Source organism: Thermosynechococcus sp. M3746_W2019_013, assembly GCF_015296045.1.
Lineage (GTDB): Bacteria > Cyanobacteriota > Cyanobacteriia > Thermosynechococcales > Thermosynechococcaceae > Thermosynechococcus.
This window is the reverse complement of the sequence record NZ_DVDW01000047.1, coordinates 1-15,313: the sequence shown is the minus strand read 5'-3', so window position 1 is coordinate 15,313 and position 15,313 is coordinate 1. Positions and strand designations below refer to the sequence as shown.

Genomic DNA, 15,313 nt, shown 5'->3' with positions numbered 1-15,313 from the left:
AGGCGCTGGGGTCTTCTTGGTGCGGGGGCGCTTGGCCGGCGGTTCAGCAGTCATGGCAATTCTCGCAAACAGTCTAAACACCCATTGAGTAACTGTTCAGATGAACAGGCCACGGCAATTCTCAATTGGGGTACTCTCAATTATGCGTTGCTACTGGGAGCTAAGCAACACTTTTATTCCTGCCAAAATTCCTGCCAAACTTTGAGAACTATGGGGCTGATGGAACGCTCTCAGTTTGGACAATTGCCCCAAAATCGCCAATAATTGCCGCACAGTTGCGCAACAGACCAAGGAGGGCTAAACGATTGGCACGCACTGTCGCATCCTCTGCCATCACCAGCACACTTTCTTCCCCATCGAAGAAGCGACTGACAATCGGGGCAAGGCTGACTAAAGCATCCACAATTTGGCCATAGGCACGCTGCCTCTGGGCCTGTTGCACCGTTGGCAAGATGTCCTTGAGGGCGCTGTAGAATTCCTTTTCAATGGGGGCTTCAAGGTGCTTGGCCTTGACTGCGCGGATATTTAGGCAGTCTGTCCCTAGGGTGCCTTGGCGTGCTAAGCGAGTGGCGCGGTTCACTGTGGGGTAAATGGCCATGAGGTCACCAGATTGGCGCAGTTTTTGCAGAAACTGGGCGCGATCGCGGGCATCAACCACATCCTGGAGGGCACGAGTCTGCAACTCCGGCTGATCCTCTGGAATCACCGCATTCACCAAGTCATACTCAATGCCTAGGTCTTCTTGAAGAAGTGTCCGCAGCCGTTGGCTAAAAAACTGCCGCAGTTGCTGCTCTAAATCAGCGGCACTGAGCTTGGCAGCAAATTGGCGACAAAAGGCTTGGGCATACTCCTGTAGCAGAGCGAGGAGATTTAGGTGGTGTTCCCCCTGCCAGAGGATGGTGATTACCCCATTGGCTGCCCGCCGTAGGGCAAAAGGATCCGAAGAACCCGTGGGACAGAGGCCGAGGCCAAAGAGGCAGACTAGGGTATCCAAGCGATCAGCCAATCCCACCACCTGGCCCGTGAGACTTTGGGGCAGGCGATCGCCAGCAAAACGAGGCAGATAATGCTCAAAAATTCCCATGGCCACCGCTGGGGCTTCCCCAGAGACCCTGGCATAGACTTGTCCCATATAGCCCTGCAGTTCAGGAAATTCCCCCACCATCTGCGTCACTAGATCCGCTTTGCATAGACAAGCCGTGCGCTCAATGGCAGCAATATCCGCAGCCGCACAATTTAAAGCGGTTGCAATTTGGCGAGCCAAGGCGGTTAGCCGCTTCACTTTGTCCGCCATCGATCCCAATTCATCTTGGAAGGTCACCGTGGCTAGTTTCCCGCAGTAGTGCTCTAGGGGCTGTGCCGTATCCGCCCTGTAGAAGAACTCAGCATCCGCTAGGCGGGCCCGAATCACCCGCTCATTCCCAGCGCGAATCAAGGAAGTGGCCGCCGGATCGCCATTGCTAATCGTGATGAACACCGGCAGCAGGGCTTGGCGAGTCGCATCGGTGTACACGGGAAAATACCGCTGATGGGACACCAATACGGTGGTAATCACCTCAAGGGGCAGAGCAAGAAACCGCGCTTCAAAACTCCCCAAGACTGCTGTTGGCCATTCCACAAGGTGGGTGACTTCCTCCAAAAGGGGCACTTCTAAATCCACCCATCCCGCGGCCTCCGCAGCAAGGGCAGCAATTTGCTCGCGAATCCGTTGCTGGCGGGCTTCTGGATCCACCAAGACCCCTGCCTTTTCAAGGGCAGATGCGTAGTCTTGGGCATGGCTGAGGGCAATGGCGCCTTGGGAAAGCACCCGATGGCCATAGGTGGTGCGATCGCTGGCAATGGACACAGAATGGCTTTCCAAAACCAAGGGCAACACCTGCTCATCCCACAGCAACACCAACCAGCGAATGGGACGCGAAAAGCGCAGATCGCCATCTCCCCAGCGCATGAAGCGAGGGCCCTCAAGGGCAGCAATCCACTGTTGCGCCAACTCGGTCAAGAGTTGAGGGGTTGGTTGGCCGGGGCGAATCTGTTTGAGATAGACCACCTCCCCCTTTTCCGTGGCGCGGATTTCAATTTCCTCGAGACTGCCTTGGCGCGATCGCAGGAACCCCAATAGCGCAGGGGTGGGTTCCCCCTCCCGAAAGGCCACGGTGGCCGCTGGCCCTTTGATCTCAATTGTTTGATCCGGCTGCTGGGGCGGCAACCCCTCAATCAGTACTGCTAAGCGGCGCGGGGTTGCCCAGACGTTGACCTCTGCCGTGAGTCCCCGTTCCTTAAGGGTTTGGGGGATCAGGGTGCGCCACTGCCGCAGGGCACTACTGACAAAGCGGGCGGGCAGATCCTCGGTGCCCACCTCCAAGAGGAAGGTATGCAGTGATGACTGGGGCATGGTGACCATGGGCTAGACAACGGAGTTACTGCGGGCGGCTTCGGCCTCGTCGGGATGAATGCCAAGGCGGGTGAGGTTAATGCGGCCTTTGCTGTCCACCTCACGAATTTTGACGACAATTTCATCGCCAATTTTCACCTCATCCTCAACTTTACCGACGCGATACTCCGCCAACTGGGAAATGTGGATCATCCCCTCTTTGCCCGGGAGAAACTCGACAAAAGCACCGATGGGAATAATTCGTGTCACCTTGCCCAGATAGACATCACCGGCGTTGAGCTTTCGCGTTAGACCCTCAATGGCAGCCCGTGCTTGCTTCGCATTGGTTTCATTGGGGGCAGTAATGGTGACTAGCCCCTCTTCGCTGATGTCCACCTTGACGTTGTATTGCTCAGAGATACCGCGCACAGTTTTGCCCCCTGGACCAATGACCAAGCCAATCATATCGGGGGGAATTTGCAAGGTGAGCAGCCGTGGCGCACTGGGGGGCAGTTGGGGACGGGGTTTATCGAGCACCGCCAGCATTTTCTCAAGGATATGGAGCCGCGCCGGACGCGCCTGTTCGATCGCCTGCTTAATCACGGCAACGGGCAAGCCGGTAATTTTCATATCCATTTGCAGGGCGGTGATGCCGCTGTCGGTGCCGGCCACTTTGAAGTCCATGTCCCCAAGGAAGTCTTCAATCCCCTGAATGTCGGTCAGGATGCGCACCTCATTGCCCTCCTTGATCAATCCCATGGCCGCACCACTGACGGGCTTGCGGATTGGTACCCCGGCATCCATCAAGGAGAGGGTGGAACCACAAACGGAGCCCATAGAGGTCGAGCCATCGGAGGAGAGCACCTCCGACACCACCCGAATCACGTAGGGAAACTCCTCCTTGGGAGGAAGGACGGGTTCAAGGGCACGCTCAGCAAGGGCACCATGGCCAATTTCTCGCCGCCCCGGCGATCGCAGGGGTTTGACTTCACCAACGGAGTAAGGGGGAAAGTTGTAGTGGTGCAGATAACGTTTGCTGTCCTCAGGATGCAGATCATCAAGGGCTTGGGCATCGGCAGGAGAACCGAGGGTGGTCACGGACATCACCTGCGTCAAGCCACGATTAAAGAGGGCGCTGCCATGAACCCGCTCCGGGAGAACCCCCACCTCACACCAAATAGGGCGCACTTCATCAAGACGGCGGCCATCAACTCGCACCCCTTCTTCAATAATTTGCTGCCGCATGAGTTTTTTCGTGACGGCCTTAAAGAGGGTGGGTAGGGCTTTGGGGTTTTCCGCCGCCGCCACAGCCACTGGGTGATCTTCGGGCAGAGCAGCAATTTCTTGGGCGATCGCCCCTTGCACCTCATCGAGGGCAGCATCCCGAACATTTTTGTCCTTTTCAAAGCGTTTGAGAATGGCTTTGACCGGTTGAGCGGCACGCTCGTAGATAAAGTTTTCTAAGGTGGGGTCGATCGCCGGTGGCTCAGCGCGGACAATGTCAATGCCCAATTCCTTGAGGAGATCCCGCTGCGCTTGAATCAGGTCCTGGATCACCTCATAGGCAAAGTCAATGGCCTCAATCATGTCGGCTTCTGGCAGTTCATTGGCACCGGCCTCCACCATCACCACCCCATCGGGAGACCCGGCAACGACAAGATCCAAGCCACCGCGCTCAATTTCTTTGTAAGTGGGGTTGATCACAAACTCATCCCCCACAAGGCCGACGCGCACCGCTGCCATCGGACCATTAAAGGGAATTTGTGCCAAGAGAACGGCAATTGAGGCTCCAGTTACCGCCAAGACATCGGGGGGAACATTTTCATCGAGGGAAACCGTCGTTGCCACCACTTGGAGATCGTCGCGCAACCACTGGGGAAAGAGAGGGCGCAGCGGCCGGTCAATCAGACGACCAATGAGAATGGCTTTTTCGGGGGGGCGACCCTCACGCCGTAAAAAACCGCCGGGAATCCGGCCAGCCGCATAGAGGCGCTCTTCGTAATCCACAACAAGGGGCAAAAAATCAATACCTTCACGCGGGGCAGCACGATTGGCCGTTACGAGTACAGCTGTTTCTCCCGAACTAATGAGAATGGAGCCGGCGGCTTGGGGGGCAAATTTTTGCAATACTACCTTAATATCCCGTCCATCTAGGGGGATAATCTTTTCTAGACCCTTCATTTGCGTTCTATTGTGTCCTTACTTCCTATTTCTTTCTCTCTACTAGGATAACTGCTTCTGCCACTCATCCGCTAAACTTCAAGGATTAGCCGTGTGCCCCCAAGAACCGCAAGACTGGGGGTGGCTGTCCAGCTTTGGGTCAATAAAATTTGTATCAGTTCTGCCGATCGCTGGCCGCTGGGGCTACCCTGCAACCCCAAATAGAAACTAGCAGAGTGGTGGCTATCTTGACCTAGAACCTTCAGCAGATCATCAGCGTAGTGAATGGCTTTTTCCATCTGGGTTTGCAAGCTGGTCCATAAATCCACATTGCGGAGATTGCTTAGGGTTTCGGCCACCACGTCTTGACGATGTTGAATTAAGATAGTTCGCGGCTGGAGCTCGGGGGGTAAATCCGCAAAGAAAATAGCGGGGCCATAGCCAATGAGATGAACGGTCTCCATCCATTTCGTTTGCGGCAGCAGTAATTGACGGACAATGTGACAGGCAAGGGCAGTGATAATTAATCCTTGGCTATGGGCAACAAGATACAATTCAGCCCCCGCTTGTAACCCCTTGACAATTTCATAGGCCAACCGCAGGGTGGGACGTGGCGCCCCAGCTGGAAAGGCACCGTAGAGATACTGGGCAAAATCCCACCAGCTCAATTTTTGTAGGAATGATAGATCAAGGAGTTTCGTTAGGTCAGCGGTACGATTGATATCGAGGGGGCGCTGTTGGATTTGGCTGGGTTGGGCGATCGCTAGAATATCGGCATCATCGGCCAGATCTTTGCTCACCAGTTGGCCAAGGAGTTTGGCATACTGATAGCGGCGATCCTTGCTGGGGTCTGGAGCTGGGGTCTGGGACCAAAAATGGTAGAGTTCTGCCTTACCGAGGAAACTTTCCAAGAGATCCGCTTGGAAGCCATGGGTTTGATTGTGAATGCCACGAATTTCTAAAGGATAAGTCGCCGTGAGTTCGGCAAGGCGGTTCAAATCCCGCAGTTGCTTGGCAGCATCGCTACCTATCCCATTGACATGGAGTAAACGCCGTCGCAGAGGAGCACTGAAGAGTTTCTGGGGCAAAAGAATCGTGCCGTCGAGGGTAGAGGTCATAGGAGATTCAGAAATTTAAATGAGAGACTTTGGCCAAACGCCATCAAAGGCGGCTAAGTTGTGATCATGGTCACAGTCATTCTATCGAGGGATAGGTCATACTAAATAGTGACTCAGTACTATCCGAGTCATCAACAGGGAACACACAACGAGCCGACAGACTGTAGGTCAGTTTGTCGGTTTTTTTTAGATAATTTCAGGCATGCGCCACAAACAGATCACGGTTCGTTTAGATGCCAAACTCTATGGCCAACTTCAACGCTGGCAGGTGCAGCAGGGATGCAGTTCCCTGAGTGAGGCAATTCGTAGGCTTTTGCAACAATCCCTTCAGCCGACGGAGATGACCTGTCCAACGGTTTTACAACGCCTGAGTACCCTAGAACAGCAAGTGGCAGCTCTTGAACGCCAACTGCGCCCCCCTCAACCCACTCTTGAAACCCTGACGATCCCCGAGCTAGAGCGGCTAAACCGCCCACAACTGGTGGCCTTAGCCCGGGATTTGGGCATCTATAGCTATAAGCTGAATAATCCAGCGTTGCGGCAAGCGATTTGGGCGGCAAAACAAGCGATCTATGGGCAGGGGCAGCAATGATATGCTGACCAAGGTGACTCAAAGTTAAGGGAGATGGCTGGTTCGTCAGAATCCATAGATCGCTCGCGTTTATGGTGGGCGGCGATTAAACTTCCCATGTACAGTGTGGCGGTGATGCCCATTTGGTTGGGCACGGCGGGGGCGATCGCCAAGACAGGCAGAGTACACTGGTGGCCTTTTGGTTTGTTTCTAACGGCGGCTGTACTCATTTTGGCCTGGCTGAATCTGAGCAATGATGTCTTTGATGCTGAAACGGGGATCGATCGCCACAAGTACCATTCCGTGGTCAATCTCACAGGCAAAAAGCAACTGATCTTTTGGCTGAGCAACCTCTGCTTACTCTTGGGGCTACTGGGGATTGCCGCCATTAGTTGGCTGCAACAGGATGGAACGGTTTTAGGGTTGGTATTGCTCTGCTGTGCCCTAGGGTATAGCTACCAAGGGCCGCCCTTTCGTTTGGGCTATTTGGGTTTGGGGGAGCCGATTTGTTTTATTTGCTTTGGCCCCTTGGCAATCGCTGCCGCCTACTATAGCCAAGTGCAAACCTTTAGCCCCAGTATTTGGCCTGTAGCCACCCTCAATGGTCTGACAACAACGCTGATTCTCTTTTGCTCCCACTTTCACCAGGTGGCCGATGATCTAGCCGCCGGCAAACGTTCCCCGGTAGTGCGCCTAGGGACGGCTCGCAGTGCCCAACTGGTCTATGGTGCCTGTGGTCTCTTTTATGGGGTGTTGGTGGCCAGTGTTCTCTGGGGACTCCTGCCGGGGCCAACACTGCTGGCTTTGGGTTCACTGCCCTGGGCAATTTATTTGTGCCAGCGGATGGCGCAATTTCACAGTGTGCCTGAGCAGATCGAGAACTCGAAATTTATTGCGGTGCAACTGCATTTTTGGAGTAGCTTGCTCTTGGGATTGGGCTATTTGCTTTGAGCTTGGGGGCGATCGCGATTCAGTGACCACTGGTATTCGACACTGCCGCCGCCCGCTTGCCATTCCTCCTCAAACTGCTTTTGCAGCCGCAGGGCTTTGCGCAGATGAATGACAGCACTGTGGAGCTGTTGATAGCCACTGGAGTTGGGGGGGAGGGTGGGTAAGGAAGCCTGTTCCAAAATTTGCAGCACTAGCTCGTAATGAATGTGGGCAGGAACGGGAACCTCATCTGAGGGGGCAGAATAACGAGTCACCGGGGCAAACACCTCCAAGGAACAACTATCTAACCTTCTAGCGGCGGCGGGGACGGCGATAGGTCAGCCGCTCGGAGCGATCGCGCTCGTAGGCAATCAGTCGGCCATAGATTTCATGCTTGGTTAAGTTTAACGAAAAAAAGACATGCCGCCGCGGATTGCCAAAGCCCTTACGGGTAAAAAACTTCACTGCGGGGGTATTAGCAGGGTCAGTATCCACCAGCATAAACCGTGCCCCCTCTTCAATCATGCGTTCGATGAGCTTATCCACGAGCCTGTCGGCAATGCCCCGCCGTTGATACTGCGGATGGACCCCTAGCCAGTTAATGTAACCATAGACCCATGGGGCTTTGCTAATAATCGTGCCCAAGATAAACCCGACCACCTGTGAATCGGCTTCGGCAACCAGACAGTATTCTGGATCGGTGTTATAGAAACCAATAACCTCCCATTCATCCCAGATGCGATAGAGGGAAGGATACAAATCACTTGTAAAAAGTTCTTCACCCAGGTGAAAGACTGGCGCAATGTCATCAATCCCCATCTCGCGAATCGTAATGTTAGTGGGTTCAGAGCGCTCTTCTTCTTTGGTGGGAACGATCTCTAAATCAACTAAATTGTGGTCGATGGGATCATCGGTGTGCAAAGACATACAAACTTTGTACCGAGCTATTTCTAGCTTAGCCTATGTTCATTGGCATCAAGCGGGCAATTCTAACGCACTTCCACAACGGCCTCTAGGGGATAGCGCACCTTGGGGGAAGTTGCATACTGGTCATCAGCGGCCCGGTAGCCAGCGGCACACACAACTACGGCATGGTAGCCTTGGGCAGGGAGGTTGAGAAGGCGGTCGTACTCTTGAGGTAAGAACCCCTCCATAGGACAGGTGTCAATTCCAAGCAGGGCCGCCGTCACCATGAACTGCCCCAAAGCAATATAAACTTGGCGGGCTGACCATTCATCAACATTCAGAGGATAAGGGGGCGATTGCAAGAAGCCCTTGACCAAATCTCCATACCCTTGCAGCTCTTCCACTGAGGTTTGGCGGACTTCCGCTTGCCGTGCAAGGTAGCGATCGACATCGGCAGCATTCAAATGACTTTTGATCGCAAAGACCACTAAGTGAGAGGCATCCACCACCTGCCGTTGATTCCAAGTGTGCGGCAGCAGGGCTTGGCGCAGTTCTGGGGTTTCAATGACGTAAAACTTCCACGGTTGCAGACCAAAGGAGGAAGGAGCGAGGACCAGACTTTGTAGAAGTGTTTGCCACAGAACCGCAGGAATTTTGCGATTAGGATCAAACTTTTTTGTGGCATAGCGCCATTGCAATTGCTGCAAAATCACTGTTGCCAAAACAGGTGTCTCAGTCATGGGTCACCACATTTTTCTCAAGCACAAGATTTTTCTCAAGCACAAGCATAGAACCGTCTCAACACTATCGCCGTATTGAACAGGAATGAGTAAAACTGCCAAAGGGTTGAGTAGTCAGGACAAGGGGCTGAATTTACAGGTAACAGCCGGCAGCCGCGATAGCTCTTTTAAGCTTATCGGATTTACTGCACCCCAGCCCCTTTCCCTTCCTCTTTGGGAGCAAATTTGGGAGCAAAATTGAGATTTTGAGCTTAACCCCACTCAATCTCACCATGCATGGCATCCATTGCCAATGTCAGCTTTTCAATCAGGTGATCAACGGCAAAGGTACCGACATCTCCCACAGCACGGGTGCGAATACTCACCGTCTGACTTTCTACTTCTTTGGCGCCAATGATGCCCATCACCGGTATTTTCTGGGTTTCAGCATTGCGGATTTGTTTAGCCAAGCGATCGCCACTGCGATCCACGCTCACGCGCATCCCCCGCTCTTGCAGTTGAGCCGCCACCCGTTCGGCATAGGGACGTTGCTCATCCCCCACAGGCAACAGGCGCACTTGCTCCGGTGCTAGCCAAAAGGGGAAATCCCCTGCATACTCCTCAATGAGAATGCCAATGAGCCGCTCCAGGGAGCCAAAGGGGGCACGGTGGATCATCACCGGTCGGCGGCGGGTATTGTCCTCAGCAACATATTCCAAATCAAAGCGCTCAGGCAAATTGTAGTCTACCTGAACCGTTCCCAACTGCCACTCGCGACCGAGGGCATCCTCAAAGATAAAGTCCAGTTTCGGCCCATAGAAGGCGGCTTCACCAATGCCTAAAAAGTGCTTCATGCCCAACTGTTCTACGGCTCGCTGAATTGCTGCTTCGGCCTTTGACCACGCCTCATCGGAGCCAATGTATTTATCGGACTTAGGATCGCGAAAGCTCAAGCGGGCCTTGAATTTATTCAGACGCAGACAGCGAAAGACCGTAAGGATGAGGTCAACTACATTCAAAAACTCGGCATCCAACTGTTCTGGGGTAACAAAGAGATGGGAGTCATCCACCGTAAAGCCGCGTACCCGTGTTAAGCCCCCTAATTCTCCCGATTGCTCATAGCGATAGACAGTGCCAAATTCCGCCAGCCGCAGCGGTAAATCGCGATAGGAGCGCAGCTCACTTTTATAGATTTGAATGTGGAAAGGGCAGTTCATCGGCTTGAGGACAAACCCCTGCTCGTGGGCGGCAGCCTCAGCATCTTCGGCCATTAGAGGGAACATATCCTCCTTGTACTTTTGCCAGTGGCCAGAGGTCTTAAACAAATCCACACGGGCAATGTGGGGAGTGACCACCGGTAAATATCCCCGCTTCAGTTGCTCTTTTTTGAGAAAGTCCTCAAGGGTGAAGCGGAGCACCGTTCCTTTGGGGGTCCATAGGGGCAAACCTGGTCCGACTGGATCGGCAAAGATAAACAGGCCTAGTTCTTTACCCACCTTGCGGTGATCGCGGCGGAGTGCTTCTTCTTTGCGACGTTTATACTCCGCCAATTGTTCGGGGGTTTCCCATGCGGTGCCGTAGATGCGCTGAAGTTGGGCTTTGGTTTCATCCCCCCGCCAGTAGGCACCGGCAACACTTTCAAGGGCGATCGCCTTGGGATTAATCTCGCCAGTATTTTCAACGTGGGGCCCTGCACAGAGATCCCACCACTCATCCCCCAAGTGGTAAATCGTAATTGGTTCTTCGAGGTCTTGGAGAATTTCTAGCTTGTAGGGTTCCCCCAGTTCGCGAATGCGACGCTCGGCTTCCGCACGGGTCACTTCTTCACGGATCACTGGTAGCTTGCGCTTAATGATCTTGACCATCTCCTTCTCGATAAGCCTCAGGTCTTTTTCACTGAAGGGCTCTGGGTGGTCAAAATCGTAGTAAAACCCGTTTTCAATCCAAGGGCCAATCGTCACTTGAGCCTTGGGAAACAGCTTCTGGACGGCCATTGCCAAAATATGGGAGGTGGTGTGGCGAATGCGCTTTAGCCGCTCTGACTCACTGGTTTTGGGGAGGTGAATAGGGGCAGCAGCAGACTCTGGCATAGGGGTGATCTATTTAACAAATCTTGAATGAGGGTGAGACTTCTATTGTGACATTCTGCTGGGGCGATTAGCAGTGAGTTTTTTTGGGGCGGGGGCGATCGCCTGTGGGCAAATGGAAAAGACATGGCTATGCTAAGGTTGAAATCACGTAGTGATAGTGATCATGCCACTGCCGCCCTCTATTCAGCATATCTTGTATAGAAATCTCGCATAGGAATGGAGTGTTTCCGTGAGTAGCCGTAAAGTCGTTGTCATTGATGACAGTAAAGTCATCCGGATGCGCGTCCGTGAAATGTTGCCAGAGGGCGACTATGAGATCTTGGAGGCCAAGGATGGGCGTGAGGGCTTGCAACTGATTGAGCAGTCTGATCCCACCCTGATCATGCTAGATTTTCTGCTGCCGAAGGTGAGCGGCTGGGAAGTCTATCAGGAATTGGAGAAAAACAACCTCCTAGGGGCAATTCCCTTAGTGATTATGTCGGGGCGCAAGGAAGAGGTCACAGAGAAGCTCCAGGAGCCCTTTGAGTGGTTTGAGTTTATTGAGAAGCCCTTTGAAAAAGAACAACTCGAAGCAGCAATTCAAGAGGCCTTTCGCAAAGCCCGTAAGCCCAGACCCGTCAAAGCAGTAGCCCATGCTGAAGTGGCTGCTCCAGTAGCCGTGGATCTCACCCCCGTCTATGACAAATTGGCCGCCCTTGAAGGCGCCATTCAAGTCTTGCAGGCACAATCTGTCACTGCAAATGACTTTGCTCAACTCCAAGCAACGGTTGCTCAACTGCAACAGCAACCAGCGGCAACAGGTCGTGGTGGGGATGAAAATCGCCTTGCTGCTTTAGAAGCTGAAAACCAACAGTTGCACCACGAGGTGGATCAACTGAAGCGAGCCGTTCACCAAATTGTGGCGGCATTGCGGCGGTTGCAGGGGGGACACTAACTACTGCCACTCAATCTCGCGGCGGCCGGCGAGGGCACGGGCAAGGGTCATTTCATCGGCATAGTCGAGATCGCCACCCACGGGTAGGCCAAAGGCAATGCGGGTTACTTTGACAAAGGGGCGCAGCAGCTGTCCCACATAGAGTGTGGTGGTTTCCCCTTCGATACTGGGGTTGATGGCGAGGATCACTTCTGTCACTTGCGGTTGGCTGGCGCGCTGAATGAGCGGTTGAATGTGCAGGTGTTCGGGGGTAATGCCCTCTAGGGGTGAAATGAGTCCGCCCAAAACATGGTACTTGCCGTGGTACTCGCGGGTTTTTTCAATGGCAATGACATCGCGGGAATCTGCAACCACGCAAATCGTGTGATTGTCTCGCTGGGGCGAGGCACAGATCTCACACACCGGTTCTGCAGAGAGATGAAAACACACTGAACAAAGTCCCACCTGCTGTTTGGCCTCAAGAAGAGCCTGAGCTAGGGCTTGGATATCGGCTTCAGGACGTTTGATGAGGTGGAGAGCCAGCCGTTGGGCAGTCTTCGGGCCAATCCCCGGCAGGCGCTGCAACTGCTCAATGAGACGAGCAAGGGGACGGGTATAAACACTACTCATGGGGCAGGCTAGGCAGGCACCGCAGCGGCAAGGGGGGCGATCGCGCTCAGGCGTAGTTTTGGATGATCTGCCATTGTTTGTTGCAGATTCCACTCGTTCTTAAACAGTAGGACTGGCCGTCCCCAACTGTCCTTGACGGTAGCGGCATTAAAAATGCGGCCAACCGCTTCAAGGGCTTCCCAACCATCGAGTACCCAACGCGCAACGGTGTAGGGCAGGGGGTCAAGGCGGGTCTCAACACCGTATTCATGCAGCAGGCGAAACTGCACCACTTCAAATTGCAGTTGCCCGACAGCGGCAAGGATGGGTTCTCGTTTCGATTCATCAGTGGAGTACATAATTTGCACGGCGCCCTCTTCCCGCAGTTCATTCACCCCTTTTTGGAAGGATTTGAACTTGGAGGGATTGGGGTTGCGCAGGTAGGCAAAGAGTTCTGGTGAGAAGCAGGGAATGCCCTCATACTCCAATTTTGGGCCGACATACAGGGTGTCGCCAATGGCAAACATCCCCGGATTATTGAGGCCAATGACATCACCAGCATAGGCCATTTCCAGGGATTCACGACCTTGGGCAAAGAGTTTTTGAGGGCGTGAGAGGCGAATGGTTTTGCCAGTGCGGGCATGGCTTACGGTCATGTCTTTCTCAAATTTGCCGCTACAGACTCGCACAAAGGCCACGCGATCGCGATGTTTGGGATCCATATTGGCCTGCAGCTTAAACACAAAGCCCGTGAACTGCTCTTGGGTGGGATCAATGGGCCCGCGATCGCTCTTGTAGGCCATTGGCGGCAGCGCATAGGTCAAAAAGTGCTCCAGAAACAGACGCACACCAAAGTTGGTCATGGCACTGCCAAAGAAGATGGGGGTCATTTTCCCCTGATGCACCAAATTGAGGTCGAGCTTGGCACCGACACCCTCGAGGAGTTCCAGTTCGTCCTTGAGTTGGTTGTATTCCAACCGATAGGGCTCGATGTAGGGGGCAATGGCAGGATCCCCAAGGGCAATGACGGTTTCAGCCGCAGCACGGCTACCGTGGGTCGTGCGCTCAAAAAAGTGAAAATTCTGCCGCAGGCGATCGTACACCCCCCGAAAGCGATCGCCCATTCCCAACGGCCAGTTCACCGGATAGGGAATCAGCCCCAGCTCCTGTTCAATTTCGTCAATGAGTTCCAGAGGCTGGCGCCCCGGCCGATCCAGCTTGTTGATGAATGTAAAAATCGGTAAGCCCCGCAGCTGGCACACTTCAAAGAGCTTGCGGGTTTGGGGCTCTAGACCCTTCGCAGCATCCACGAGCATCACTGCATTATCAGCCGCCGCAAGGGTGCGATAGGTATCTTCACTGAAGTCCTGGTGACCAGGGGTATCCAGGAGGTTAATCTGATAGCCTTGATATTCAAACTGCAGGACCGTGGAGGTAATCGAAATGCCCCGCTGTTGCTCCATGGCCATCCAGTCGGAGGTAGCTTGTCGCTGAGCTCGCCGTGCTTTGACAGCTCCCGCCTCGTGAATGGCGCCACCGTAGAGCAGTAACTTTTCGGTGAGCGTCGTTTTCCCGGCATCTGGGTGGGAGATAATGGCAAAATTACGACGTCGTTTCACCTCTTGGGTGATTTCACGGTGCAAGTCACTGGTCATGGCAGAATCGGTAGGTGTCCTCCTAGTGTAACAGATAGGCTTTAATGACAACCAACAATGATAATAATTCGCCGCTGATTCTGGTGACAGGGGGCGCGGGCTATATCGGTAGTCATACCGCCTTGGCACTCCAGCAGGCCGGCTTTCAAGTGCTTATTTTAGATACGCTGGAGCGGGGACACCGCGACTTGGTGGAGTCGGTCCTCAAAACAGAACTCATTGTTGGCGATATTGGCGATCGCCCCCTCTTAGATTGGCTTTTTCAAACCTATTCTGTGACAGCAGTAATGCATTTTGCTGCCTATATTGAGGTGGGCGAGTCTGTCCGCTATCCCGATCGCTTTTATCAAAATAACGTCCATGGGGCCCTAACCCTCTTACAGGCAATGGTGGCTGCCGAGATTCCCTATCTTATCTTTTCTTCCACAGCAGCAGTCTATGGCTTGCCTCCAGAGGTACCGATTTGCGAAACCTGCCCCTGTGCCCCCATTAATCCCTATGGTCGCTCTAAGTGGATGGTGGAGCAAATAGTTGCCGATATGGGCAGTGCCTACGGCCTCAAGTCCTTAATTTTCCGCTATTTCAATGCAGCGGGTGCGGATCCCCACTCTCGTCTGGGGGAAGATCACCATCCAGAAACTCACTTGATTCCACTCGTCTTGCAGGCAGCCATGGGACAACGCCCCCACATCGCCATTTATGGTACAGACTATCCCACCCTCGATGGCACTTGCATTCGCGACTATATCCACGTCGTGGACTTAAGCCAAGCCCATGTGCTGGGATTAAAGTACCTCTTGAGCGGCGGCAACTCGGAAATTTTGAACTTGGGGAACGCCCAAGGGTTTTCAGTGCGGCAAATTATTGAAACAGCTCAGAGGGTCACAGGTTGTTCGATTCCAGTCATTGAAGGCGATCGCCGAGCAGGAGACCCCGCGATCCTCGTTGCCAATAGCGATCGTGCCCGTCGCATCCTAGGCTGGCAGCCCCAGTACCCCGACATTGAGCAGATCATTCGCCACGCTTGGCAATGGCACCAGCGTCGCCACGGACGTAGCGAAGTCATAATGCCATAGATGCTTAACCAAATCAAAAAATCTTAAAAAATTCTATGGACTCCAACTCTAGTATTATGGATGGCAAAGCAAGCCGCAGTTAGACTAATTGCCCTTAGACGAATTGAGAAGTCTCCCGCAGCTACAGGCAATTTGCCATAACCAATACCGACGGCCGCACAGCCCAAGCCAAATAAAACTGTCAGTTCAGCCCTC

The 15,313-nt window shown here is 53.6% G+C and carries 13 protein-coding genes; 4 read left to right on the top strand and 9 right to left on the bottom strand.

What is annotated here, in order from left to right; genetic code table 11:
• Positions 1-208: 208 nt before the first annotated feature.
• The 3 genes from glyS to IGQ16_RS08605 all read right to left on the bottom strand — a co-directional run bounded on the left by glyS (position 209) and on the right by IGQ16_RS08605 (position 5,649).
• Entirely contained in the window at positions 209-2,392 is a 2,184-nt protein-coding gene (glyS, locus tag IGQ16_RS08615; RefSeq protein ID WP_297061080.1) for a glycine--tRNA ligase subunit beta, read from the bottom strand.
• A gap of 12 nt (positions 2,393-2,404) precedes the next feature.
• On the bottom strand, positions 2,405-4,552 hold the full coding sequence (locus IGQ16_RS08610; protein ID WP_297041062.1) for a polyribonucleotide nucleotidyltransferase: 2,148 nt from the start codon (positions 4,550-4,552) through the stop codon (positions 2,405-2,407).
• A gap of 71 nt (positions 4,553-4,623) precedes the next feature.
• Positions 4,624-5,649, bottom strand: a complete 1,026-nt coding sequence (locus IGQ16_RS08605; RefSeq protein WP_297041064.1) for a hypothetical protein — start codon at positions 5,647-5,649, stop codon at positions 4,624-4,626.
• Positions 5,650-5,851: 202 nt separating this feature from the next.
• Here IGQ16_RS08605 and IGQ16_RS08600 point away from each other — a divergent pair, with 202 nt between their 5' ends.
• Together IGQ16_RS08600 and menA are read left to right on the top strand one after the other, a co-directional pair.
• Positions 5,852-6,241 carry a hypothetical protein gene (locus tag IGQ16_RS08600; RefSeq protein ID WP_024125202.1) on the top strand — a complete coding sequence of 130 codons (390 nt, stop codon included), beginning with the start codon at positions 5,852-5,854 and terminating at the stop codon, positions 6,239-6,241.
• Between the two features lie 33 nt (positions 6,242-6,274).
• Positions 6,275-7,171, top strand: coding sequence for a 2-carboxy-1,4-naphthoquinone phytyltransferase (gene menA, locus IGQ16_RS08595; protein WP_024125203.1), 897 nt, complete (start codon positions 6,275-6,277; stop codon positions 7,169-7,171).
• On the opposite strand, the gene IGQ16_RS08590 is transcribed toward menA, so the two are convergent.
• The 4 genes from IGQ16_RS08590 to thrS form a co-directional block, all read right to left on the bottom strand.
• The gene (locus IGQ16_RS08590; RefSeq protein WP_024125204.1) at positions 7,159-7,425 is read right to left on the bottom strand and encodes a DUF5340 domain-containing protein; all 267 of its coding nucleotides are present in this window, start codon (positions 7,423-7,425) and stop codon (positions 7,159-7,161) included. The two genes, menA and IGQ16_RS08590, sit on opposite strands and share 13 nt — an antisense overlap.
• 37 nt (positions 7,426-7,462) lie before the next feature.
• Positions 7,463-7,969, bottom strand: coding sequence for a GNAT family N-acetyltransferase (locus IGQ16_RS08585; RefSeq protein ID WP_225871803.1), 507 nt, complete (start codon positions 7,967-7,969; stop codon positions 7,463-7,465).
• Positions 7,970-8,139: 170 nt separating this feature from the next.
• Entirely contained in the window at positions 8,140-8,796 is a 657-nt protein-coding gene (locus tag IGQ16_RS08580; RefSeq protein ID WP_024125206.1) for an NAD(P)H-dependent oxidoreductase, read from the bottom strand.
• Between the two features lie 251 nt (positions 8,797-9,047).
• Complete coding sequence (thrS, locus tag IGQ16_RS08575; protein WP_297061077.1) at positions 9,048-10,865, bottom strand: threonine--tRNA ligase; 1,818 nt, start codon at positions 10,863-10,865, stop codon at positions 9,048-9,050.
• Positions 10,866-11,094: 229 nt separating this feature from the next.
• On the opposite strand from thrS, the gene IGQ16_RS08570 reads away from it, so the two are divergent.
• The gene (locus tag IGQ16_RS08570; RefSeq protein ID WP_297061074.1) at positions 11,095-11,799 is read left to right on the top strand and encodes a response regulator; all 705 of its coding nucleotides are present in this window, start codon (positions 11,095-11,097) and stop codon (positions 11,797-11,799) included.
• Here IGQ16_RS08570 and recR read toward each other — a convergent pair whose 3' ends face one another.
• Complete coding sequence (recR, locus tag IGQ16_RS08565) at positions 11,800-12,408, bottom strand: recombination mediator RecR (RefSeq protein ID WP_024125209.1); 609 nt, start codon at positions 12,406-12,408, stop codon at positions 11,800-11,802.
• Positions 12,409-12,416: 8 nt separating this feature from the next.
• Positions 12,417-14,042 (bottom strand): peptide chain release factor 3, encoded by a 1,626-nt coding sequence (gene prfC / locus IGQ16_RS08560; protein ID WP_297061071.1) that lies wholly within the window; start codon positions 14,040-14,042, stop codon positions 12,417-12,419.
• Between the two features lie 44 nt (positions 14,043-14,086).
• Here prfC and galE point away from each other — a divergent pair, with 44 nt between their 5' ends.
• The gene (galE, locus tag IGQ16_RS08555; RefSeq protein WP_024125211.1) at positions 14,087-15,118 is read left to right on the top strand and encodes a UDP-glucose 4-epimerase GalE; all 1,032 of its coding nucleotides are present in this window, start codon (positions 14,087-14,089) and stop codon (positions 15,116-15,118) included.
• Positions 15,119-15,313 lie beyond the last annotated feature (195 nt).